Genomic DNA, 22,939 nt, shown 5'->3' with positions numbered 1-22,939 from the left:
AAGATCATGGCACAAGTCATTAATACAAACAGCCTGTCGCTGTTGACCCAGAATAACCTGAACAAATCCCAGTCTGCTCTGGGTACCGCTATCGAGCGTCTGTCTTCCGGTCTGCGTATCAACAGCGCGAAAGACGATGCGGCAGGTCAGGCAATTGCTAACCGTTTTACCGCGAACATTAAAGGTCTGACTCAGGCTTCCCGTAACGCTAACGACGGTATCTCTATTGCGCAGACCACTGAAGGCGCGCTGAACGAAATCAACAACAACCTGCAGCGTGTGCGTGAACTGGCGGTTCAGTCTGCTAACAGCACCAACTCCCAGTCTGACCTCGACTCCATCCAGGCTGAAATCACCCAGCGTCTGAACGAAATCGACCGTGTATCCGGCCAGACTCAGTTCAACGGCGTGAAAGTCCTGGCGCAGGACAACACCCTGACCATCCAGGTTGGTGCCAACGACGGTGAAACTATCGATATCGATCTGAAGCAGATCAACTCTCAGACCCTGGGTCTGGATACGCTGAATGTGCAGAAAAAATATGATGTTGATAACACGGCTGTCACGAACCCTAATTATGTTGATGGTGCAGCGTTAAGCACTACGATGCCTACTGCGGCTGAGATTAAAACGGCTATTGGCACTGGTGCGGGAACTCCGGCAGTTAAAGGTAATGAAGTTCAATTTGATAAGAGCACTGGGAAGTATTACGTTGAAATTGAAGGATATTCAGCTCCTGATGCAGCTAAAAACGGCATTTATGAAGCCAAAGTTGCTGATGATGGCACAATATCTTTGGAGACTGGGACCAAAAAAATTGGCACCGCAATGCCTGCTGGTGCTGAAGTTATTACTCACGTGCAGAAAAAAGATCAACCAGTTGTTGTTGATGCCAGCGTTAAAGATGCTCTAAAAGCTGGTGGGGTAGATGATGCAGTTGCAGATACCGCGCAATTAGTCAAAATGTCTTACACTGATAAGAATGGTAAAACAATTGAAGGCGGTTATGCGCTTAAAGCTGGCGATAAGTATTACGCCGCAGATTACGATGAAGCGACAGGAGCAATTAAAGCTAAAACCACAAGTTATACTGCTGCTGACGGCACTACCAAAACAGCGGCTAACCAACTGGGTGGCGTAGACGGCAAAACCGAAGTTGTTACTATCGATGGTAAAACCTATAATGCCAGCAAAGCTGAAGGTCACAACTTTAAAGCACAGCCTGAACTGGCGGAAGCAGCCGCTAAAACCACCGAAAACCCGCTGGCTAAAATTGATGCCGCGCTGGCGCAGGTTGATGCGCTGCGTTCTGACCTGGGTGCGGTACAGAACCGTTTCAACTCCGCTATCACCAACCTGGGCAATACCGTAAATAACCTGTCTTCTGCCCGTAGCCGTATCGAAGATTCCGACTACGCGACCGAAGTCTCCAACATGTCTCGCGCGCAGATTCTGCAGCAGGCTGGTACTTCCGTTCTGGCGCAGGCGAACCAGGTTCCGCAAAACGTCCTCTCTTTACTGCGTTAATCCGGCGATTGATTCACCGACACGTGGTACACAATCAAGGCAGCGAAAGCTGCCTTTTTTAATTCCGGAGCCTGTGTAATGAAAGAAATCACCGTCACTGAACCTGCCTTTGTCACCCGCTTTTCCTGTTCTGGCTCGGCCTGCCGCGACCACTGTTGTAAGGGCTGGAAAATCACGCTGGATAAGACGACGGTTAAAAAGTATCTCGCCAGTAAAGACGCGACGATTCGTACCATCGCGCAAGATAATATTATTCTGCTGAAAAAGAACAACAGCCACTGGGGCGAAATTAAGCTGCCTTCGGCGCTGGGGAATTGTCCCTATCTGGATGAGGACCGTCTGTGCCGGGTACAAAAAACGTTAGGCGCAAAGGCATTAAGTCATACCTGTTCCTCTTTCCCGCGGGCGCACCATACCTATAAAAATGAGGTACGTAACTCCCTGAGTCTTGCCTGCCCGGAGGTGACGTCCCGCATTTTAAACGATCCTGACGCGATGGCGCTCGGCGAAAAAACTATCATTCAGCAGACATTCAATACTGCGCCGTTATTCCCAGCGCAGCAAAAGTTACTCAATCTGTTTTGCCTGAGTCTGATCAACCATGCCAACAGCAGTACGGAAGCCGCGCTCTATGCGTTGATTAAATTTGTCATGTATACGCAGAAATTTGCCAAAATAGATGATGCCGCGCTGGGCGAACTGGAACAGGTGTATGCCGCGTTACTTGAACAGTTGCAGACCGGCGTGCTGGCGCAGGAGTTAATGAATATCGCGCCGGACAGCAAGGTAAAAACCTCGCTGGTATTGCAGATGCAGGACTATTTCCGCTCGCTCCCGCTTAGTCGTGGCAGTGTTATCCTCGATCACTATATCCAGTGCCTTCTGCGGGTGCTGACGGCGGAAGAGGGCGTCTCAATGGAGCAGAAGGTTAGCGATATTGAGTCCTCATTAGCGCGCTGTTTACAGGCGGATGAGCAGCAGAAGAACTGGGCTTTCAGAAATTTAATTCTCTATAAAATTTGGGAAAATAATTTCCCCAACCAGCCGAATGTCGACCCGTTACGCGCGCTGTATATTATCGTGGCGGAATATGCGTTTATTAAGCTATTAACGGCAGCCAGCGTGTATGAGCGCGGGCGGCTTGAGTGGGATGACGTTACCAATATTGTGTATAGTTTTCACTCCCGCAGCCAGCATAACAGCGAGGTGGCGGCGAATTTTCATCGCCATATAGAAACGGTGCGTACTGGCGACGATCTGTCGATGATTCATCTTCTGACATAGTTTTGTTCGGGGTGGGCTTTTGCGCATCCCGTTTATCCTATCTGGCTGATTTTATTCTGCTCTTTGAACCGCTAAAAAGGCGCTACAGGTTACATAAGTGAAATAACCCTTCTTTTATAGCCTTATTCCTTCGATAGAACCCTCTGTAGAAACGGATAATCATGCCGATAACTCATTTAACGCAGGGCTGTTTATCGTGAATTCACTGTATACCGCTGAAGGTGTAATGGATAAACACTCGCTGTGGCAGCGTTATGTACCGCTGGTGCGTCACGAAGCATTGCGCCTGCAGGTGCGATTGCCGGCGAGCGTGGAACTGGACGATCTGCTACAAGCGGGCGGCATCGGGTTATTAAATGCGGTCGACCGATATGACGCTTTGCAAGGAACGGCATTTACCACTTACGCAGTGCAGCGTATTCGTGGGGCGATGCTGGATGAATTACGCAGCCGCGATTGGGTGCCGCGTAGCGTCCGGCGTAATGCCCGCGAAGTGGCGCAGGCGATGGGACAACTGGAGCAGGAACTGGGGCGTAATGCGACGGAAACCGAAGTGGCGGAACGTCTTGGCATCCCTGTTGCGGAGTATCGTCAGATGTTGCTCGATACCAACAACAGCCAACTTTTCTCTTACGATGAGTGGCGGGAGGAGCATGGCGATAGCATCGAACTGGTGACTGAAGAACATCAACAGGAAAACCCGTTACATCAACTGCTGGAGGGCGACCTGCGACAGCGGGTAATGGATGCGATTGAATCGCTGCCGGAACGCGAGCAACTGGTGTTAACGCTGTATTACCAGGAAGAACTCAATCTCAAAGAGATTGGCGCGGTACTGGAAGTCGGCGAATCGCGGGTCAGCCAGTTGCATAGTCAGGCCATCAAACGATTACGCACCAAACTGGGTAAGTTATAGGTCGCGCATGGTCGCACCCGAAAAGTGCCGCACAACGTATAGACTACCAGGAGTTCTCATGACGGTGCAGCAACCTAAAAGGCGGCCCTTGAGCCGCTATCTTAAAGACTTTAAACACAGCCAGACGCATTGCGCGCATTGTCACAAATTGCTTGACCGCATTACGCTGGTTCGCCGTGGCAAGATCGTTAATAAAATCGCTATTTCACAGCTGGATATGCTACTTGACGACGCTGCCTGGCAGCGGGAGCAGAAGGAGTGGGTGGCGCTGTGTCGCTTTTGCGGCGATTTGCACTGCAAAAAGCAGAGTGATTTTTTCGATATTATCGGTTTCAAGCAGTATTTGTTTGAACAAACCGAGATGAGCCATGGCACGGTGCGGGAATATGTCGTGCGTTTACGACGTCTTGGCAATTACCTCAGCGAGCAAAACATTTCCCACGATCTGCTGCAGGACGGTTTTCTCGATGAAAGCCTGGCGCCATGGTTGCCGGAAACCAGCACCAATAATTACCGTATCGCACTACGTAAATACCAGCAATATAAAGCGCATCAGCAGATTGCGCCCAGACAGAAATCCCCCTTTACCGCCAGTTCTGATATATATTAAAAAAGCATAAGATGTAGCAGAGTCGTGTTGGTGAAACGTGGCAAACCTTCTACATTAGGCTGAGTCCCCCAAAGGTTCGCGAGACGTGACGATGCGCCATGGCGGGACACAGTCTATGGTCATTAACGGCAATATTCGGGGTTACTATGAAATTAGCACTGCTGGGACGTCAGGCACTGATGGGAGTAATGGCTGTAGCGCTGGTGGCGGGAATGAGCGCGAAGAGCTTTGCCGATGAGGGTTTGCTGAACAAAGTTAAAGAACGTGGCACGCTGCTGGTAGGGCTGGAAGGTACCTATCCGCCGTTTAGTTTTCAGGGCGAAGACGGCAAATTAACCGGTTTTGAAGTCGATTTCGCCGAGGCGTTGGCAAAACATCTGGGCGTTAAAGCGTCGTTGAAGCCGACCAAATGGGACGGAATACTGGCGTCGCTGGACGCTAAACGCATTGATGTAGTGATAAACCAGGTCACGATTTCAGACGTCCGCAAGAAAAAATATGATTTCTCTACGCCTTACACTATCTCCGGCGTTCAGGCGCTGGTGAAAAAAGGCAATGAAGGCACGATCAAAACGGCGGCCGATCTGCAGGGCAAAAAAGTTGGCGTTGGGCTGGGGACTAACTATGAAGAGTGGCTACGTCAACATGTTCAGGGTGTGGATATCCGTACTTATGACGATGATCCTACAAAATACCAGGATCTGCGCGTAGGCCGTATTGACGCGATTTTAGTCGATCGTCTGGCGGCGCTGGATCTGGTGAAAAAAACCAAAGGTACGCTGGCCGTCACCGGTGATGCGTTTTCGCGTCAGGAGTCCGGCGTTGCGTTACGTAAAGGCAACGAAGACTTGCTGAAGGCGGTAGATAACGCCATTGCGGAAATGCAAAAAGATGGCACCTTAAAAGCCCTCTCTGAAAAATGGTTTGGCGCTGACGTGACCCAATAATGTTCTACGTTGCCCGGCAGGCAGTGCGCCGCCGGGCAATATCAACCTCATACTATGTCAGCAAACGGAGGCGCGTGAATCGGCGCCTTTTTTATTTCCGTTAGATCAACGTGCATAATAAAAAGAACACACCACAACGTTACCGGAGGCTCAATGCCACTACATCACTTAACGCGCTTTCCTCGCCTGGAGCTTATCGGCGCGCCGACCCCGCTCGAATACCTGCCGCGATTGTCTGATTATCTTGGCCGTGAGATTTACATTAAGCGCGATGACGTTACGCCCATTGCAATGGGCGGCAATAAACTGCGCAAGCTGGAGTTTCTGGTGGCCGACGCGCTGCGAGAAGGGGCGGATACGCTGATAACCGCAGGGGCGATTCAGTCAAACCATGTCCGTCAGACGGCGGCAGTCGCGGCCAAATTGGGACTGCATTGCGTCGCCTTGCTGGAAAATCCAATCGGTACCACCGCGGAAAATTACCTGACGAATGGTAATCGCCTGTTACTGGATTTATTTAATACGCAAATTGAGATGTGCGATGCGCTAACCGATCCGGATGCGCAGCTGCAAACGCTGGCGACGCGCATTGAAGCGCAAGGGTTCAGGCCCTATGTGATTCCGGTCGGCGGCTCCAGCGCGCTGGGCGCAATGGGATACGTAGAGAGCGCTCTGGAAATCGCCCAGCAGTGTGAAGAGGTCGTCGGGCTCTCTTCGGTGGTGGTGGCCTCCGGCAGCGCCGGAACGCACGCCGGGTTAGCTGTCGGGCTGGAACATCTGATGCCGGATGTCGAACTGATTGGCGTGACCGTTTCACGTTCTGTCGCCGAGCAGAAACCCAAAGTGATTGCCTTGCAGCAGGCTATTGCCGGTCAGCTGGCGCTGACGGCGACGGCGGATATCCATTTATGGGATGACTATTTTGCCCCGGGTTACGGCGTGCCAAATGACGCGGGGATGGAGGCGGTGAAACTGCTGGCGAGCCTGGAGGGAGTGCTGCTGGATCCGGTATATACCGGTAAAGCGATGGCGGGTCTGATAGACGGCATCAGCCAGAAACGCTTTAACGATGACGGGCCGATTCTCTTTATTCACACCGGTGGGGCGCCTGCGCTGTTTGCCTACCATCCTCATGTATAACCTCCAGGTAATCAACGCGAATGCAAGAAAGTATCCAACTGGTTATTGAATCGCTGCCGTATTTGCTTAAAGGCGCCGTCTTTACCCTGCAACTGAGTATTGGCGGTATGTTTTTTGGTCTGCTGCTGGGATTTGTGCTGGCGCTGATGCGGATGTCTCCGCTATGGCCGGTTCGCTGGCTGGCACGCTTTTATATCTCGATTTTTCGCGGTACGCCGCTTATCGCCCAGTTATTTATGATCTATTACGGCCTGCCGCAATTTGGGATTGAGCTGGACCCTATCCCGGCGGCGATGATTGGTTTATCGCTCAATACCGCGGCTTACACGTCCGAGACGCTGCGCGCGGCGATCTCGGCTATCGACAAGGGACAATGGGAAGCGGCGGCGAGCATTGGTATGACGCCGTGGCAAACGCTACGTCGCGCTATTTTGCCGCAGGCGGCTCGCGTCGCGCTTCCGCCGTTGAGCAACAGCTTTATCAGCCTGGTGAAAGATACGTCGCTCGCCGCGACGATTCAGGTGCCGGAGTTGTTCCGCCAGGCGCAGTTAATTACCTCGCGAACGCTGGAGGTGTTTACCATGTATCTGGCCGCGTCGTTAATCTACTGGGTAATGGCGACCGTCTTATCGGCACTGCAAAACTATTTTGAAAACCAGCTTAACCGCCAGGAGAGAGAGCCAAAATGAGTGCGATCGAAGTTACCAACCTGGTCAAAAAATTTCATGGTCAAACGGTGCTGCACGGTATTGACCTTGAGGTGAAGCCCGGAGAAGTCGTCGCCATTATCGGCCCGAGCGGCTCAGGGAAGACAACGTTATTACGCTGCATTAACCTGCTGGAGCAACCGGAAGCGGGCACCATTAAAGTAGGCGATATTATCATCGATACCGCCCGCCCATTCAGCCAGCAAAAAGGGTTGATTCGCCAGCTACGTCAGCATGTCGGCTTTGTCTTTCAGAGTTTTAACCTGTTCCCGCATCGTACCGTGCTGGAAAATATCATTGAAGGTCCGGTGATTGTAAAGGGAGAGCCGAAAGCCGAGGCGACGGCGCTGGCGCGGGAACTGTTAGCCAAAGTCGGGTTGGCTGGTAAAGAGACCCGTTATCCGCGCCGCCTGTCGGGCGGGCAACAGCAGCGCGTGGCGATTGCGCGTGCGCTGGCGATGCGCCCGGAAGTGATTCTGTTTGATGAGCCGACGTCGGCGCTTGATCCTGAATTAGTTGGCGAGGTGCTTAATACGATTCTCCAGCTGGCGCAGGAAAAGCGCACGATGGTGATCGTCACTCACGAAATGGGCTTTGCGCGTGACGTGGCTGACCGGGCAATATTTATGGATCAGGGGCAAATCGTCGAGCAGGGGCCGGCGAAAACCTTGTTCGCCGATCCTCAGCATCCGCGTACCCGCCAGTTCCTTGAGAAATTTTTAGTGAAATAATACCTTTTCAACGCTCGCCCGAATTAGCCGCGCCTCGGGCGAGCGCAATGAATAATTATGAAGTCATTCTGCCAGATTATTAACCTCGCTCTCAGGCGGAAGCCAAAAAACTGTAATGCCGCTCAAGTATTCTACGATTCGTCCGATATTTCTTATATATAAACACTATTTATGTGTTAATTTAAGTCATTCATAATAATGATTATCAATATCAAAGGCGTGACCATAAAATATGCAGGAAAATGATTTCTTCACCTGGCGACGCGCAATGTTGTTACGCTTTCAGGAGATGGCGGCAGCAGAGGATGTTTATACTGAATTGCAATATCAGACACAGCGGCTGGAATTTGATTATTATGCCCTGTGTGTTCGTCATCCCGTTCCCTTTACCCGGCCTAAAATATCGCTTCGTACCACTTATCCTCCGGCGTGGGTAACGCATTATCAGTCCGAAAACTATTTTGCGATCGATCCGGTATTAAAGCCGGAAAATTTCAGGCAGGGTCATTTACATTGGGATGACATGCTATTTCATGAAGCGCAGGCGATGTGGGATGCCGCCCAGCGTTTCGGATTACGCAGAGGCGTAACCCAGTGTGTGATGTTGCCGAACCGGGCGCTGGGCTTTTTATCTGTCTCCCGTAGCAGTTTACGCTGCTCCTCGTTTACCTACGATGAAGTGGAGCTGAGGTTGCAACTGCTGGCGCGGGAGAGTCTTTCGGCGCTGACAAGATTTGAAGACGACATGGTGATGGCGCCTGAGATGCGTTTCAGTAAACGTGAGAAAGAGATTCTGAAGTGGACGGCGGAAGGGAAGACCTCATCAGAGATCGCCATTATTCTGTCGATTTCTGAAAATACCGTTAACTTCCATCAGAAAAACATGCAGAAGAAATTCAATGCGCCAAATAAAACACAGATTGCCTGCTACGCTGCGGCGACAGGTCTGATATGACGTGCTGACGATGCTTCGCGCCAGACGCGAAACCGGCTGAAAGCGATGCTAACAGCCGGTTTTTTACTACTGGCGGTAAGCTTGTTTAATTTGCTTAACCGTACTGGAAAATACCGCCGCTTGTGCTTCATCATCCATCTGCGCGATCTGTTTTTCCATTTTAAGAATCACGCGCCCTGCATCGGCCTGGCCCATCGCCTGCAGCATCAGCGTTAACATGGCTTTCAGGCAGTTGACTTCAGTAGCCAGTTCTTGATTATTCTCAGCGGTGGAAAAATCAGGCGTACTCATTTATTTTCCTCGTTATGTTTCAGTGAAAATGTGCGATAGCAGATGTTAAGGCGGCGGAGTATACCATAAGCTACGCTAAAAATAGCAGTGGTTGTTTTTTGATCAAAAAGAGGAAGGTTTACCCACAAAATAAACGTTGCCGCGTGATGCATATATTTTCTTCATTCTTTGTTTATTACGCGTATTTCACTCGTTAATTATTGTTACAAAGTTGATTCTCTAATTAGTGTTTAGACAGCGGAACGTGAAATTTTTGTCACCATTATGAAATAGCAGCGCGGGACAGCGCCGCCAGAAGGGGCTACAACGTTGGCAGTTGCCACATGACGTACAACATAATTTCCAAAAACGAGAGCAAAATCGAATACCCGGTGTTTTTTTACGTTTCAAAGTTGAGATAAAACCAGCTAATATAAGGACGATTAACTATCAGTAGCGTTATCCCTATTCTGGAGATATTCCTTTGATCAACGTTCTTCTTGTTGATGACCACGAACTGGTGCGCGCAGGGATACGACGCATTCTTGAAGATATAAAGGGCATTAAAGTTGTCGGTGAAGCGTGCTGCGGAGAGGATGCGGTAAAATGGTGCCGTACTAACGCCGTTGACGTCGTGCTGATGGATATGAACATGCCCGGTATTGGCGGCCTTGAGGCGACGCGTAAAATTGCCCGATCGACAGCGGATATCAAAGTGATCATGCTGACCGTCCATACGGAGAACCCGTTGCCCGCCAAAGTGATGCAGGCTGGCGCAGCTGGCTATCTCAGCAAAGGCGCTGCGCCTCAGGAGGTGGTGAGCGCTATTCGTTCGGTGTATTCCGGACAACGTTATATCGCCTCCGATATCGCTCAGCAGATGGCGCTCAGTCAGATCGAGCCTGCAAAAACGGAAACGCCGTTCGCCAGTTTGTCTGAACGCGAGTTGCAGATTATGCTGATGATCACCAAGGGTCAGAAGGTCAATGAGATTTCAGAACAGCTGAATCTCAGTCCTAAAACGGTGAACAGCTATCGCTATCGTATGTTCAGTAAATTAAACATTCATGGTGATGTTGAGCTGACTCACCTGGCAATCCGCCATGGCCTGTGTAATGCGGAGACGTTAACAAGCCAGTGAGTGAAATATTTGACGCAAAGGCGTTTTTGAAAACCGTTACCAGCCAACCCGGTGTCTATCGTATGTATGACGCCGGCGGTACGGTTATTTATGTCGGTAAAGCAAAAGACCTGAAAAAGCGTCTTTCCAGCTACTTTCGCAGCAACCTGGCTTCGCGTAAAACCGAAGCGCTAGTTGCGCAAATTCAACACATTGATGTCACGGTAACACATACCGAAACGGAAGCGCTGCTGCTTGAGCATAATTACATCAAGTTGTATCAACCGCGTTACAACGTGTTGTTGCGTGATGATAAATCCTATCCTTTTATTTTTCTGAGCGGCGATACCCATCCGCGTCTGGCGATGCACCGTGGCGCCAAACATGCGAAAGGCGAGTACTTCGGCCCATTTCCTAATGGCTATGCCGTGCGGGAAACGCTGGCGCTGTTACAGAAAATTTTCCCTATCCGCCAGTGCGAAAACAGCGTGTATCGCAACCGCTCGCGTCCTTGCCTGCAATACCAGATTGGCCGCTGCTTAGGCCCCTGCGTTGCAGGACTGGTCAGCGAGGAGGAGTACACGCAACAGGTGGAGTATGTCCGGTTGTTTTTGTCCGGCAAGGACGACCAGGTCTTAACACAGCTGATTGCCCGGATGGAAAAGGCCAGCCAGGATCTGGCATTTGAAGAGGCGGCGCGTATTCGCGATCAGATCCAGGCGGTACGCCGGGTCACGGAAAAACAGTTTGTCTCCAATGCGGGCGACGATCTCGACGTGATCGGTGTGGCTTTTGATGCGGGTATGGCCTGTGTGCATGTGCTGTTTATTCGCCAGGGTAAGGTGCTGGGCAGCCGCAGCTATTTTCCAAAAGTGCCTGGTGGTACGGAACTGGGCGAAGTGGTGGAAACCTTTGTCGGGCAGTTTTACCTGCAGGGTAGCCAGATGCGCACGCTACCGGGCGAGATACTGCTCGATTTTAATCTGAGTGATAAAACGCTGCTCGCCGATTCGTTGTCGGAACTTGCCGGACGGCGTATTCATGTCCAGACAAAACCGCGTGGCGATCGCGCCCGTTATCTCAAGCTGGCGCGGACCAACGCGGCAACGGCCTTAATCACTAAACTCTCGCAGCAGTCCACCATCACGCAGCGTTTGACTGCGCTGGCGGCGGTATTAAAACTTCCTGCGATCAAGCGGATGGAATGTTTTGACATCAGCCATACTATGGGGGAGCAAACGGTCGCATCCTGTGTGGTATTTGACGCTAACGGGCCGTTACGCGCCGAGTATCGTCGTTATAATATCGCGGGCATCACGCCGGGTGATGACTACGCGGCGATGAATCAGGTGCTACGTCGGCGTTATGGCAAGGCCATAGAAGAAAGTAAGATTCCGGACGTTATTCTGATCGACGGCGGAAAAGGGCAGCTCGCCCAGGCGAAAGCCGTTTTCGCTGAGCTGGATGTCCCCTGGGATAAGCATCGCCCTTTGTTGCTCGGCGTCGCCAAAGGCGCAGACAGAAAGGCCGGTCTGGAAACACTCTTTTTTGAACCGGAAGGAGAGGGGTTTAGCCTGCCGCCGGACTCGCCGGCGCTGCATGTTATTCAGCATATTCGCGATGAGTCGCACGATCACGCGATCGGCGGACACCGTAAAAAACGCGCAAAGGTTAAAAATACCAGTACGCTGGAAACTATTGAAGGCGTTGGGCCTAAACGTCGCCAGATGCTGCTGAAATATATGGGCGGTTTGCAAGGACTACGTAACGCCAGCGTAGAAGAAATTGCAAAAGTGCCGGGTATTTCGCAAGGTCTGGCAGAAAAGATCTTCTGGTCGTTGAAACATTGAGGCCACTGTAGCAACATAGGGGTAATTTCACTGACAACAGATAGTTACCCGTCACTATGCAATTTAATATCCCTACGTTGCTCACGCTGTTTCGCGTCATCCTGATTCCATTCTTTGTCGTGGTGTTTTATTTGCCGTTCGCCTGGGCGCCGATGGTCAGCGCGCTGATTTTCTGTATTGCCGCTATTACCGACTGGTTTGACGGCTTTCTGGCGCGACGCTGGAACCAGAGTACGCGTTTCGGCGCTTTCCTCGACCCCGTCGCCGACAAGGTGCTGGTGGCGATCGCCATGGTGTTGGTCACTGAGCATTATCATAGCTGGTGGGTGACGTTACCTGCGGCGACGATGATAGCCCGCGAAATTATTATCTCTGCTCTGCGTGAATGGATGGCGGAGCTGGGCAAACGCAGTAGTGTAGCGGTCTCCTGGATCGGTAAAGTCAAAACTACCGCGCAGATGGTGGCGCTGGCGTGGCTCTTGTGGCGTCCGAATATCTGGGTAGAGTATGCCGGGATCGCGCTTTTCTTTGTCGCAGCGGTGCTAACATTGTGGTCCATGTTGCAATATTTGAGCGCTGCACGTGGAGATTTGCTTGATCAGTGATCGTTTCGCCGCAAATTTCAGCAAACGATCGTGAGTGACGAAAAATATCGTTGACTCAGTGCGTCAGGTAAGTAGAATGCAACGCATCGAACGGCAGCACTGATTGCCAGACGATAACAAAATCAAGTGATTAACAAAGTTGCTTGATACTGCGGGAATAGCTCAGTTGGTAGAGCACGACCTTGCCAAGGTCGGGGTCGCGAGTTCGAGTCTCGTTTCCCGCTCCAGTTTAAAAGCATTGGCGTAAAGCGGATGCTGGCTGAAAAGCAAAAAAATTTGGCGCGTTAACAAAGCGGTTATGTAGCGGATTGCAAATCCGTCTAGTCCGGTTCGACTCCGGAACGCGCCTCCAATTTTTCCCGAGCCCGGATGGTGGAATCGGTAGACACAAGGGATTTAAAATCCCTCGGCGTTCGCGCTGTGCGGGTTCAAGTCCCGCTCCGGGTACCATGGGAAAGACAAGAATAATCAAAGCAATAAGCAGTGTCGTGAAACCACCTACGGGTGGTTTTTTTGTGTCTTCAATTTGTATGCCGACCGCGAGCGTGAACTTTCCAGCGCGATACACGGTAAAAAAACACCGGTAGCGGCATTTCTGCCAGTACAACAGTTATGTGCTACCGACCCGCAAGAACTTATGCCTGGTAAATACTAAACGTCGGGTAAATCAGCCGATAAAATCCATTAATCTCTATAAAAAATGCTGATATGTTTTATGCCTGCTTTATAAAGTGAGTAGGTCTGCCAGTGAAATATACCGATAATGCAAAATTGTTTATTAGCTTCATTAATATTGGGATTGTAGGTTGCGCTTTTTTACTTTTTTTTATTTTGTATGAGCCTGAGAGTGCAATCGCAACCTACTCTCTTCCAGGCGAGTTTTCCTCTTCGACATGTGATGCGCGTAATTTTATTGGCTACGTCGATGAAAACGATTTTGCAGAGTATATAAAAAAAGTAGAGCTGACGCGCTACAGTATGTATTGTCTGAAAAAAACAGGGGCGGGTCAGTGGAGTATTTATGCAAATTAAACGAGTATATAACTGTTCAGGGTTATTTTCTGCACAATTTAACTAAAGGTAGATAGCGAACTAATATTGATCATAAGGTAATGTGATCCGCATCATGCTTTAATCACGTTTTGCAATATTGTCTTAATAACAGGTCAACTACAGATAATTTCGGGTTTTCGTGAATGGCGGTTTTGGTCAGTCTCTATATTATGCTTTCCCCGCTTTACGGAGATGATGATGCAAAAGAAAACCTGGGCCGTTTTATTGATACCATTGTGCCTCACCGCTTGCCACCAGACGACCTACCGATCAACAGCCAAAGATGAAATTGTCGCAGGGAGCTATATTGACCCGACAAAAACACGCTTTCCGTTAGCGGATTATTCACAGTCGGTTGATAAATGGATACCTCCGGACTCGGCTGATTACACTATTCCGGTTATTGATAGTGCTACCCAACAACGCTACTTTCACGCACTAAAATCTCATTATTTCGGAATGGACAGTGAAGCGCACTCGCCGTGGAATGGTTTTTATATTACCGCATTGCTGAAAAAAAACGCAGCACAGGCCCGGGATGCCAGTATTAAGCAGTTTCTTAGCGACGGCAGTGCTTATTGGGGGGAAAACTTCAGACTTTATACCTCTCGCTGGAAAGAGGGGGTTAGAGGGAATACGGATACGCAGATTGACAATATCTATCATGCCTCCCGGCGAGGCATTATGGTCAGGGAAAGTTTAGTCAGAGCGCTGCCAACGGACGACCCGCTCTTTAACGATCCCCGTCAGGCGGGCGAGGGGTACCCGTTTGATAATTTACAAATGTCTTCGCTGCGTCCCGGTACGCCGGTCTATACGCTGACGAAGAGCAAAGACCAACGCTGGCAATATGTCGTTTCACCAGCGGTAACTGGCTGGGTTCATAGTGAAGATATTGCCAGTGCGGATCAGAAATTTATAACACAGTGGGTTTTGCTTGCTCATAAGCAACTGGGGGCATTTATCAACGCGCCGGTTTCTGTCCATGCCGCAGGCGTCTATTATTTCACCGGGCGACCGGGCACTATTTTACCGTTCCGACATCAACGGGCGGGCCAGTTCCTGATTGCGGCGCCAGTTCGCGATAGCAATGGTCGTGCGTTTATCCATTGGGTCTGGCTAAGCGGTAACGAGTTTACGGCTATGCCGTGGAAAATGACGCCGGAAAATATCGCCGTGCTAATGAAAGCAATGCACGGCGCCCCCTACGGTTGGGGAAATTTTAACTTTTATAATGATTGTTCAGCCGAAGTCCGCAGCCTGTTAATGCCGTTTGGCATATTCCTGCCCAGACATTCATCCGCGCAGGTAGAGTCTGCTGGACGGGTGGTCAATCTTAGTCATAAAAATCCCCAAATGCGGATCGATTATCTCACCAGATACGGAAAACCGTTTACTACGTTGGTCTATATTCCAGGGCATATTATGCTGTATATCGGTAACACAACCATGAATGGGCAGGTCGTGCCGATGACTTATCAGAATATCTGGGGATTGCGCCCAAACCATGCTAATAGCCGGAGCATTATCGGTGAGGCGGTATTTTTGCCGTTACTGCGTTTTTATCCTGAAAATCCTGAGCTGATATCGCTGGCTGGTAAGGTTCTGTTTAAGCTTGGTTATATAGAATAGGTTGACAAACTGTGTTATCGCGGAAGACATGATTAAGGCAACCGTGCGCGTGGATATAAAGAGAGTATCCCTGTAAACTGTGTCTGAAAAAAGTATGTGCTATAGTGCGGGCTGTTTATTTGAAATACTATCTGGAGCTGATTCTGGATGTGATTATGTGCCTCACACATTGAAGTGAGAGTTATTGTTGGCGGTATCTGGCTGGAGGCTGGGTGGTAAAAAGACGTAATTTATTGCATTTTAATAACGGTGCCCGGTCAGAGCGCGATCTTGGGGATCTGGTCACTAAAGTTTTTGAGAAAGCGGCGAAAAAAGAACCGCAACCGCTATACACATTTAGCCTGCCGTTGCTGAGTGTGCAGGATGAGATCCGTGTTTACTGTAAGAAAAAAAATATCAAAATAGGGTACGATACGCTGTTTATGGAAATAACCTTTTCTGCTGACAGAAAAGCGGTAGACGAACTCATTAAACACTTTTTTACTGAAAATAAGCTCTATTTGAGAGGGCGGTTTTATCTGTCCGCGGCGGTGGTATAAGTTAGCATGAGTATAATATAGCGAGAAACCCATCTCTCGCTTTTGTGTGGGGCGAGCGTTTCCTGGCGGAAAATCTGCGCCCTGATCCTCCTTTTGTGCGTTAACTTCCGGAATCCTCCTCATTTCGTGTTAATCTGGCCCCTGATGGTTGCCATCCAAACTGCCTGCAAAAAAATTATTTTTATCCGCTGCAATGTAAGAGGCCTACAGGCGGAAGTCATCACTGAGGAAAAGCGTTATGAAAATGGAACCATTAAACGAGAACGAGCTGGAATGGCTGGATGATGTGCTGACGAAATACAATACCGATCAGGCCATTTTGGATGTCGCGGAGCTGGACGGTCTGATTACTGCGGTACTAAGTTCTCCGCGTCCCATCGAGCCGGAACAGTGGCTGGTCGCGATATGGGGGGGACCCGCGTACGTACCGCGCTGGACATCTGAAAAAGAAATGACGCGATTTATGGATCTGGTGTTCCAGCACATGGCGGACACAGCCGCCCGGCTTGAAGATTATCCAGAACAGTTCGAGCCGCTGTTTGGCCTGCGAGAAGTTGATGGCCATGAATTAACGATTGTTGAAGAATGGTGCTTTGGTTACATGCGCGGAGTGTCGCTGTCCGACTGGTCTGACTTGCCGGATACGCTAAAACCGGCGCTGGAAGCGATTGCCTTACACGGCACTGAAGAAAACTTTGCGCTGTTGGATAAAATGAGCCCGGAAGCGTTCGATAAAAGCGTTGACGCTATCCGTATCGCGGCGCTTGAGCTTCATGCCTGGTGGATGGCGCATCCGCACACGACGCCGCTACAGATGCCGATAAAAGCAGAGGTGAAAGTGGGGCGTAACGATCCTTGTCCATGCGGGAGTGGCAAAAAATTTAAGCAGTGCTGCCTGCATTAATGGCTCGTAAACGGCCATAGCGTGATGATTATCGAGCCTGGACGGCGTCCGGGCCCGGTAATCTTTGCCTGGCATTAACCTGGATCGGGCAGGAACCCCAGTGCGATCGAAAACTGGACGCCAATCACGACAATGCCGCAGATAAACACCAGCGCCAGCGCTGGCGTGCCGCCTGCCACACGATATCCCGCCTGAGGGCTCTGTTTACGGCATTGCCAGACCAGCATGGCAGGGATGAGCAGTGCCAGCACTGCCAGCGCTACGCCGGCATAGCCTAATGCCATCACAAATCCACGTGGGTAGAAAAGCGCAAACGCCAGCGGCGGCAGAAAGGTAATCAGCCCGGTTTGCAGACGTCCGGACACCGTACTGCGGCGCTGGAATAGATCGGCCAGGTAATCAAATAATCCTAGCGCTACGCCCAGAAAAGAGGTCGCCAGCGCCAGATCGGCGAACAGGTGGACCGCCAGTTCGACATGTGGCGAAGCGACCACTTCTCTGAGTGCCTGCAGCAGGCCATTTAACCCGGCATGGCTGGCCAGTAGCCCTCTGAATGTCGGCGAGTCGATACTTCCCAGCGTGGCGAGCTGCCAAAAAATATAGGCCACTAACGGAATGGCACTACCCGTCATAAAGACCCAACGCAGCCGGCGAATGTTGCCGTTCATATAACTCACAATACTCGGTACGCTTCCGTGAAAACCAAACGAGGTGAAAATGACCGGTATGGCGGATAACGCCAGCCCCTGCTGTAAAGGAAGCGTAAGAAGATTTACTTTATGAATATGTGGCGTGAGCAACGCAAGCATGATGACCAGAAAAATGATCTTTGCGCTAAACAGGAAGCGGTTAAAAAGGTCGACCAGCGAGGTGCCCACACACACCACCCCACCGGCAACAAAGGTGAACAGCAGCACCCCGGCAGCGGGCGAGAGCGTGGCGCCAAGCCAGTTATTAATACTGGATGCCAGTAATTCTCCGGCTCCGGAAATGTAGGCGGCGGTGAGCGCATACATTAAGAACATCATACTGAATCCCGTAAGCCACTGTCCGTAACGTCCAAGATAGCGTTTTGCCAACGAGCCCAGCCCGGTATCTGCCGGAACGTGTTGATATACCTCCAGTAATAGTAGCGCGGTATAACACATCAGCGCCCACAGGCCAATCAACAATCCCAGCGTGACGCTGAAACCAACGCCAGCCGCTGCCAGCGGCATTGCCAGCATCCCGGCGCCGATAGTGGTGCCTGCCACGATAAAAATACTGCCCAGAGTTCTGTTTTTCACGCTTTCTACTACCCCGGTAACAAAGAACGGTGATATCCGCGGCGCAGGGTAAGGCATTACGCTATTTTCGTCAAATGGTCGTTACAATTGGTGTACTGTAAAATTTACAGTTCCGGGCATAAAAGCGAATATGGGAAGAGACGCGGACAACCGCCGCAAACCTGCGCTAGCGCAAAGTCGCTCGCACACGGACACATTAGGCTACGAGTTTTATTCAGGAGGGGTTATGGATTCCATTCACGGTCACGAAGTACTCAATATGATGATTGAGTCTGGCGAGCAGTACACGCATACCTCGCTGGAGGCGGCAATAAAAGCGCGCTTTGGCGAGCGGGCACGATTTCACACCTGTTCAGCGTCAGATATGACGGCGGCGGAACTGGTCGCGTTTCTGGCGGCGAAAGGAAAGTTTATTGCCGTGGAGGACGGTTTTTCAACGCATGAGAGTAAAATCTGCCGCCACTAATACGCCACGGTGAGAGCTCGTCTCACCGTGTAAGGACGTGTTGGATTAATTTTGCGTATCCAGTGTGGAGAGTTCTTTATCAATGAAATAAAGCCCTTCGCCGCTTTTTCCCGCCAGCGTTAATTTATCAATAATAGATTTGAACAGTTTTTCTTCTTCATGCTGTTCTGCCACATACCACTGCAAGAAATTAAATGTCGGATAATCCTGGCTGGTCATTGCGGCATGAGCCAGTTCATTAATTTTTTGCGTAATAAGCCGCTCATGCTCATAGGTCGCGCGGAACAGCTCATCCAGTGAGGTGTACTCAGCGAAGGGCGAAGAAACGGTATTAATGCGCGGCAGGCTTCCGGTATCGGTAAGGTAGTCAAACAGGCGCTGCATATGCGTCATCTCTTCTTGCGCATGGCGACGAAGAAATGCGGCCGCGCCTTCAAAACTGTGATAGCTGCACCACGCGCTCATTTGTTGATAGAGCAGGGAGGAGTACAACTCCAGATTCATTTGCTCATTCAGTTTGTCGATCATTTCTGTTTTCAGCATGGTTCCGCTCCACAAATAGCAAAAGATATACAGTAATGTGGCGCCACTATAATTTGTTATTTTATTATTTGCAAAAGGTAAAATATTAAATTTAATTATTAAAAATACGAATGGGAATAAAACGCATTAACGCCAGTGTATAGTGTATAAAAATAAAGGAAAGCCAGCACCTTCATGCTGGCAATAGCGACCTTGCACTCTCCTCCATTGTAGATGGTGTCGGCGTTAAGCCAGCCGCCTTAATAATAAAGCGGCATGATTTGCGGGACGGCAACGCCCCGGCACTGCCAGGAGAGGGTAAATCGGGTGTTCAGACACAACGAGCCCGCATAAATGCTACAGGTTCCTACCGGCTGACCAAACGAAACGGCATCGGCATAGCCCATCTGCTGGCATTCGCGTGTTGCGGTCCCGTGAGATACATAGTCATCTGTCCGTGAAGTAAAAAATAGCGGCTGGTTATACGTCAGGCGCACGATGCCGCTTATCGGGCTGGCTTCGCTGACCTGCGCTTGTCGAGTAATGGTGCATCCCGTCAGGGCTAGCAGTGAAAGAGTAAAAATAAGAGGCTTCATAAAATCGCTCCGACAATTCGGTATCAGACCATGCTACCTCGTGTCTTGCACCGTCAATGGCTGGAATAACTTACGGATTCGCCTTGATTAAAGGTAACGGCAGGGGGTTTACAGCGGGAACAGAAAATGTGTGAGCGTCTTTTAATTTAATGAAACTTCGTTTCATTAAATTTGAATGCATGTTCGCAAATGTGTAATGTGGGCAAAACGTCATGATTTACGCAGGCGCGGCCGTCTGCATTCAGGAGGAACACGATGAAAATTGCACTGATGATGGAAAATAGCCAGGCCAGCAAAAATGCCATCATTTATAACGAACTTAGCGCCGTAGCCAATGAAAAGGGATTTCCCGTTTTTAACGTCGGCATGTGCGACGAAAATGACCATCACCTGACGTACATTCATTTAGGCATCATGGCAAGTATTCTGCTTAATGCAAACGCGGTTGATTTTGTGGTTACTGGCTGTGGCACCGGTCAGGGCGCGCTGATGTCGTTAAATATTCATCCAGGTGTCATTTGTGGCTATTGCATCGATCCGGCAGATGCTTTTCTGTTTGCGCAGATCAACAACGGCAATGCGTTGTCCCTGCCATTTGCGAAAGGCTTTGGCTGGGGCGCTGAGCTGAACGTGCGTTTCATCTTTGAAAAAGCGTTTACCGGGCGTAAAGGCGAGGGGTATCCGCCTGAGCGCAAAGCGCCGCAGGTACGCAATGCGGGCATTTTGAACCAGGTTAAGGCCGCGGTCGTCAAAGAGAATTATCTGGATACACTGCGGGCTATCGATCCTGAACTGGTTAAAACGGCGGTTTCAGGGCCGCGTTTCCAGCAATGTTTGTTTGAAAACGGCCAGAATAAAGAAATAGAAGCGTTTGTACGTGAGATGCTGGGGTAATGCCCGGACAAGCCAGAGACGTTTCGCGCCTGTCGGCTGGCATGATGTGCCGATAATACGCCAGTAGCGACAGGCGCCACCTCTGGCAAACAGATCAGAAACGGTGTAGGCCGGATAAGCTGATTCGCGTTGCTATCCGGCTAATAACGTCTCAATATTGTCGCTCGGGGTGCCGCTATCAGTGATGCTGATAGGTCACGACGTTAAGGAGATGCTGATCGGTTTGCGCCAGGCATAACCCTGCTCGTTTAGCGCTGCGAACTTCTTCGAGAATAGTTTGTAAAAGTACGCCATCCTGCTGCTGCTCTTTTTCCAGGGTATGGAGAAAATCGAGCGTTGAGGCATCATTCAGCGCTTTCGCTTCATCTGCCAGACGCGACAGCGTGCTGGCGCGTTGCTGATAATCCTCCAGGGTTTTCTGGAACAATTCTTCCAGAGAGCAGAGCTCTTCACCCGGAACGTCAATGGCTTTAACGATAGGGGTGGCACCGGCGTTTTTCATAAAATTAAACATGCGCATCATTTGCGTCACGTTGCCTTGCGCCTGGGTACGAAGAAAGGTGGCGGTGCCTGTTAAACTGTGTTCAGAACACCATTCGCTTAGATGGAGGTAAAGATTTGATGCGTAAAACTCAAGGTTCATTGGCGTGTTGAGCTTTTGAACCATTCCTACAGCTGCCATAACAATATCCTTATTTCCAGAAAGTGTTGATGTGCATGACAGACGAGAATGCAACGGGCCGTTGTCACTTTCTTACATCTATCATCTATGCACAATAAATACTCTTAGCAGAAGAACTCCGTTCCGCCAGTCCCTTATGCGATCTCATTTCCTGTTTATCGATCGGTAATGAGAATAGCGCGTCAATAAAAATAAGAAAATCCTTAAATGCAATTGTTTATCTTTTTTTACATTTTCAGCGGTGTGATTTTTTCAGGTGTAATGATTTTTGGTGTGGAGCGGTTGCAACTGTTTGAAAGTTAAATGATATTATATGGATTTCTAATTTATGAAACATTGTTTCAGATCATGAGGTGAGCCTTTCAAGTATGGTAATTTCAATAAAATAAACATTAGCCAGTCTGGATATCACACGCATAAACGGTTGAGAGCAAATATGCCTGTTTTTATAAACTAGCCGATTTTGCGGTAGATCATTTTTAATGTCATTAATCATACGAGCACGTTATTCGGTTGAGCGCAGTTTTGATGGGTGACTCGTTAACAAGGAGCAGTCAATGAAAAAGGTCGCAGTGCTGTTGGCACCAGGATTTGAAGAAGCAGAGGCCATTGTTACTCTTGATATTCTGCGACGTTTGCATATCGACGTCGAAACGCTGGCGTGTGCTGAATCACGGGCGGTGGTGAGTTACCATGATATTCCTATGGTTGCGGACAGCACGCTGAGTGAACGCCAGCAGGCGCTTTTCGATGCGGTAGTGCTGCCGGGCGGTCCGCAGGGGAGCGCTAATCTGGCGGCTAATCCGGCGGTGATCGCTTTCGTTGCGCGTCATGATGCGGCAGGCAAATTAATTTGTCCTATCTGTTCCGCGGCGGCAAGGGTGCTGGGTGCTCACGGATTGCTGAAGGGGCGTCGTTATGTCTGTTCCGGCGACCTGTGGAAAGCGGTTCCGGAAGGTGTCTATGTGGATGCGCCCGTTGTTGAAGATGGTAATTTAATTAGCGGCAAAGGCTTGGGGCATGTCTTTGATTTCGCGCTAACCCTTTCCGCCAGACTGCTGGGAGACGATGTGCCGGTTCGCGAACAGGCTGAACATATCTATTATTCCTGGTAATCGTTATTCACCCAGGGCCGTAAGGATTAGCTGGCTGATGTTATGGATTAATGTGCTGGCTTTCCTGCCTTTTGGCTGATGAATTCGCTCTGGGTTATGTCATTTTTCGCTAAAACTATTCCTGCCATCAGCATTTATCTAATGAATGAAAGATAGTGCACCGTTTTACGTCTTCTCTAACAAGAATCGTTTGACTTTACCCTACATAAAAAACGCTAAAGCTGGTCAATGACTTCCCTGGGTTATGAGTTAATCGTTATTTCTGCGTGTGTCTTAGGGGAGATTCCTGAAAGGCGGCCTCGGAAAAGTCTCATATGTGGTGGCGAGCGTACTGATATCAGGAACGGTGGAGAACGCGATGAACCTGTTCAACATTTCACCTTTTGCACAATACGTGGTTCGCGGCTGAATCCTTCTGGCAGCAGTTATCTTCGACCATTATAAGCAAAAAGCGAAGCGTACGATTTGATGAATTAACACTCAACTAAACAGTATAGCTTCACGTCATCGCCAGCCGCTACCTCGGCTGGCGATGGTCTTTCTAAATGGCGAGCAGCGTCACACTGTCTATACTTACATGACTAATGA

Annotated in this window: 24 protein-coding genes, 3 tRNA genes and 2 pseudogenes; 23 read left to right on the top strand and 6 right to left on the bottom strand. The window is 49.9% G+C overall.

The genetic code is table 11. The annotated features are described in order from the left end of the window. Nucleotides 1–6 precede the first annotated feature (6 nt). The 9 genes from J4614_RS05005 to sdiA all read left to right on the top strand — a co-directional run bounded on the left by J4614_RS05005 (nt 7) and on the right by sdiA (nt 8,817). Entirely contained in the window at nt 7–1,527 is a 1,521-nt protein-coding gene (locus tag J4614_RS05005) for a FliC/FljB family flagellin (protein WP_000079800.1), read from the top strand. Between the two features lie 78 nt (nt 1,528–1,605). After that, the gene (gene fliB, locus J4614_RS05000; RefSeq protein ID WP_069721396.1) at nt 1,606–2,811 is read left to right on the top strand and encodes a flagellin lysine-N-methylase; all 1,206 of its coding nucleotides are present in this window, start codon (nt 1,606–1,608) and stop codon (nt 2,809–2,811) included. Nucleotides 2,812–3,007: 196 nt separating this feature from the next. Then, a complete protein-coding gene (locus J4614_RS04995; protein ID WP_001087453.1) occupies nt 3,008–3,727 on the top strand; it encodes an RNA polymerase sigma factor FliA in 720 nt (239 codons plus the stop codon). 58 nt (nt 3,728–3,785) lie between these two features. Further along, nucleotides 3,786–4,337, top strand: a complete 552-nt coding sequence (fliZ, locus tag J4614_RS04990; RefSeq protein WP_000218080.1) for a flagella biosynthesis regulatory protein FliZ — start codon at nt 3,786–3,788, stop codon at nt 4,335–4,337. A gap of 146 nt (nt 4,338–4,483) precedes the next feature. After that, nucleotides 4,484–5,284, top strand: coding sequence for a cystine ABC transporter substrate-binding protein (gene tcyJ / locus J4614_RS04985; RefSeq protein WP_000761631.1), 801 nt, complete (start codon nt 4,484–4,486; stop codon nt 5,282–5,284). Nucleotides 5,285–5,437: 153 nt separating this feature from the next. Further along, complete coding sequence (gene dcyD, locus J4614_RS04980; protein ID WP_001128188.1) at nt 5,438–6,424, top strand: D-cysteine desulfhydrase; 987 nt, start codon at nt 5,438–5,440, stop codon at nt 6,422–6,424. 20 nt (nt 6,425–6,444) lie between these two features. Next, entirely contained in the window at nt 6,445–7,113 is a 669-nt protein-coding gene (tcyL, locus tag J4614_RS04975; RefSeq protein WP_001158238.1) for a cystine ABC transporter permease, read from the top strand. Further along, on the top strand, nt 7,110–7,862 hold the full coding sequence (gene tcyN, locus J4614_RS04970; RefSeq protein ID WP_208293085.1) for an L-cystine ABC transporter ATP-binding protein TcyN: 753 nt from the start codon (nt 7,110–7,112) through the stop codon (nt 7,860–7,862). Before tcyL ends, tcyN begins: the two co-directional genes overlap by 4 nt. Before the next feature lie 232 nt (nt 7,863–8,094). After that, a complete protein-coding gene (gene sdiA, locus J4614_RS04965; RefSeq protein ID WP_024155212.1) occupies nt 8,095–8,817 on the top strand; it encodes a transcriptional regulator SdiA in 723 nt (240 codons plus the stop codon). Between the two features lie 66 nt (nt 8,818–8,883). Here sdiA and J4614_RS04960 read toward each other — a convergent pair whose 3' ends face one another. Beyond that, nucleotides 8,884–9,108 (bottom strand): DUF2594 family protein, encoded by a 225-nt coding sequence (locus J4614_RS04960; protein WP_000106483.1) that lies wholly within the window; start codon nt 9,106–9,108, stop codon nt 8,884–8,886. Beyond that, complete coding sequence (locus tag J4614_RS04955; protein WP_000546183.1) at nt 9,105–9,260, bottom strand: hypothetical protein; 156 nt, start codon at nt 9,258–9,260, stop codon at nt 9,105–9,107. The genes J4614_RS04960 and J4614_RS04955 overlap by 4 nt, the downstream gene beginning before the upstream one ends. Before the next feature lie 311 nt (nt 9,261–9,571). On the opposite strand from J4614_RS04955, the gene uvrY reads away from it, so the two are divergent. The 10 genes and pseudogenes from uvrY to J4614_RS04905 all read left to right on the top strand — a co-directional run bounded on the left by uvrY (nt 9,572) and on the right by J4614_RS04905 (nt 16,790). Further along, the gene (gene uvrY, locus J4614_RS04950; RefSeq protein ID WP_000611323.1) at nt 9,572–10,228 is read left to right on the top strand and encodes a UvrY/SirA/GacA family response regulator transcription factor; all 657 of its coding nucleotides are present in this window, start codon (nt 9,572–9,574) and stop codon (nt 10,226–10,228) included. Further along, complete coding sequence (gene uvrC, locus J4614_RS04945; RefSeq protein WP_001289472.1) at nt 10,225–12,057, top strand: excinuclease ABC subunit UvrC; 1,833 nt, start codon at nt 10,225–10,227, stop codon at nt 12,055–12,057. Before uvrY ends, uvrC begins: the two co-directional genes overlap by 4 nt. Before the next feature lie 56 nt (nt 12,058–12,113). Further along, the gene (gene pgsA, locus J4614_RS04940; RefSeq protein WP_001160192.1) at nt 12,114–12,662 is read left to right on the top strand and encodes a CDP-diacylglycerol--glycerol-3-phosphate 3-phosphatidyltransferase; all 549 of its coding nucleotides are present in this window, start codon (nt 12,114–12,116) and stop codon (nt 12,660–12,662) included. A 151-nt stretch (nt 12,663–12,813) separates the two neighbouring features. Further along, nucleotides 12,814–12,889 (top strand) — tRNA-Gly (locus J4614_RS04935). A gap of 51 nt (nt 12,890–12,940) precedes the next feature. Then, nucleotides 12,941–13,014 (top strand) — tRNA-Cys (locus J4614_RS04930). 11 nt (nt 13,015–13,025) lie between these two features. Continuing rightward, nucleotides 13,026–13,112, top strand: a tRNA-Leu gene (locus tag J4614_RS04925). Nucleotides 13,113–13,362: 250 nt separating this feature from the next. After that, nucleotides 13,363–13,694 (top strand): annotated as a pseudogene (locus J4614_RS04920) (hypothetical protein). A gap of 213 nt (nt 13,695–13,907) precedes the next feature. Further along, on the top strand, nt 13,908–15,347 hold the full coding sequence (locus tag J4614_RS04915; protein WP_208293084.1) for an SH3 domain-containing C40 family peptidase: 1,440 nt from the start codon (nt 13,908–13,910) through the stop codon (nt 15,345–15,347). A 212-nt stretch (nt 15,348–15,559) separates the two neighbouring features. After that, complete coding sequence (locus J4614_RS04910) at nt 15,560–15,886, top strand: glucose-6-phosphate dehydrogenase (RefSeq protein ID WP_208293083.1); 327 nt, start codon at nt 15,560–15,562, stop codon at nt 15,884–15,886. A gap of 238 nt (nt 15,887–16,124) precedes the next feature. Beyond that, nucleotides 16,125–16,790 carry a YecA family protein gene (locus tag J4614_RS04905; RefSeq protein WP_000781521.1) on the top strand — a complete coding sequence of 222 codons (666 nt, stop codon included), beginning with the start codon at nt 16,125–16,127 and terminating at the stop codon, nt 16,788–16,790. A 74-nt stretch (nt 16,791–16,864) separates the two neighbouring features. Here J4614_RS04905 and tyrP read toward each other — a convergent pair whose 3' ends face one another. Next, nucleotides 16,865–18,076, bottom strand: a complete 1,212-nt coding sequence (gene tyrP / locus J4614_RS04900) for a tyrosine transporter TyrP (RefSeq protein ID WP_001562965.1) — start codon at nt 18,074–18,076, stop codon at nt 16,865–16,867. Nucleotides 18,077–18,302: 226 nt separating this feature from the next. Here tyrP and J4614_RS04895 point away from each other — a divergent pair, with 226 nt between their 5' ends. Continuing rightward, nucleotides 18,303–18,542 (top strand): YecH family metal-binding protein, encoded by a 240-nt coding sequence (locus tag J4614_RS04895; protein WP_000377238.1) that lies wholly within the window; start codon nt 18,303–18,305, stop codon nt 18,540–18,542. Nucleotides 18,543–18,587: 45 nt separating this feature from the next. On the opposite strand, the gene ftnA is transcribed toward J4614_RS04895, so the two are convergent. Continuing rightward, nucleotides 18,588–19,085 carry a non-heme ferritin gene (gene ftnA / locus J4614_RS04890; protein ID WP_208293082.1) on the bottom strand — a complete coding sequence of 166 codons (498 nt, stop codon included), beginning with the start codon at nt 19,083–19,085 and terminating at the stop codon, nt 18,588–18,590. A 239-nt stretch (nt 19,086–19,324) separates the two neighbouring features. After that, nucleotides 19,325–19,660 carry a YecR-like lipofamily protein gene (locus J4614_RS04885; RefSeq protein ID WP_000803229.1) on the bottom strand — a complete coding sequence of 112 codons (336 nt, stop codon included), beginning with the start codon at nt 19,658–19,660 and terminating at the stop codon, nt 19,325–19,327. A 255-nt stretch (nt 19,661–19,915) separates the two neighbouring features. Here J4614_RS04885 and J4614_RS04880 point away from each other — a divergent pair, with 255 nt between their 5' ends. Further along, nucleotides 19,916–20,554 carry an RpiB/LacA/LacB family sugar-phosphate isomerase gene (locus tag J4614_RS04880; protein ID WP_000684804.1) on the top strand — a complete coding sequence of 213 codons (639 nt, stop codon included), beginning with the start codon at nt 19,916–19,918 and terminating at the stop codon, nt 20,552–20,554. Between the two features lie 178 nt (nt 20,555–20,732). Here J4614_RS04880 and J4614_RS04875 read toward each other — a convergent pair whose 3' ends face one another. Continuing rightward, a complete protein-coding gene (locus J4614_RS04875; RefSeq protein WP_000741707.1) occupies nt 20,733–21,236 on the bottom strand; it encodes a non-heme ferritin-like protein in 504 nt (167 codons plus the stop codon). A 557-nt stretch (nt 21,237–21,793) separates the two neighbouring features. Between J4614_RS04875 and J4614_RS04870 the strand changes: the two genes are divergently transcribed. Together J4614_RS04870 and araH are read left to right on the top strand one after the other, a co-directional pair. After that, a complete protein-coding gene (locus J4614_RS04870; RefSeq protein ID WP_000754801.1) occupies nt 21,794–22,351 on the top strand; it encodes a DJ-1/PfpI family protein in 558 nt (185 codons plus the stop codon). A gap of 228 nt (nt 22,352–22,579) precedes the next feature. Further along, a pseudogene (araH, locus tag J4614_RS04865) lies at nt 22,580–22,760 on the top strand (L-arabinose ABC transporter permease AraH); the annotation flags it as partial. Nucleotides 22,761–22,939 lie beyond the last annotated feature (179 nt).

Origin of the sequence: Salmonella sp. 32031103-2018-00083-FB-01-SM-01, from assembly GCF_017571995.1 — a bacterium.
GTDB lineage: Bacteria > Pseudomonadota > Gammaproteobacteria > Enterobacterales > Enterobacteriaceae > Salmonella > Salmonella enterica.
Note: the sequence above shows the minus strand (reverse complement) of the source record. Positions and strands in the feature narration are given on the sequence as shown.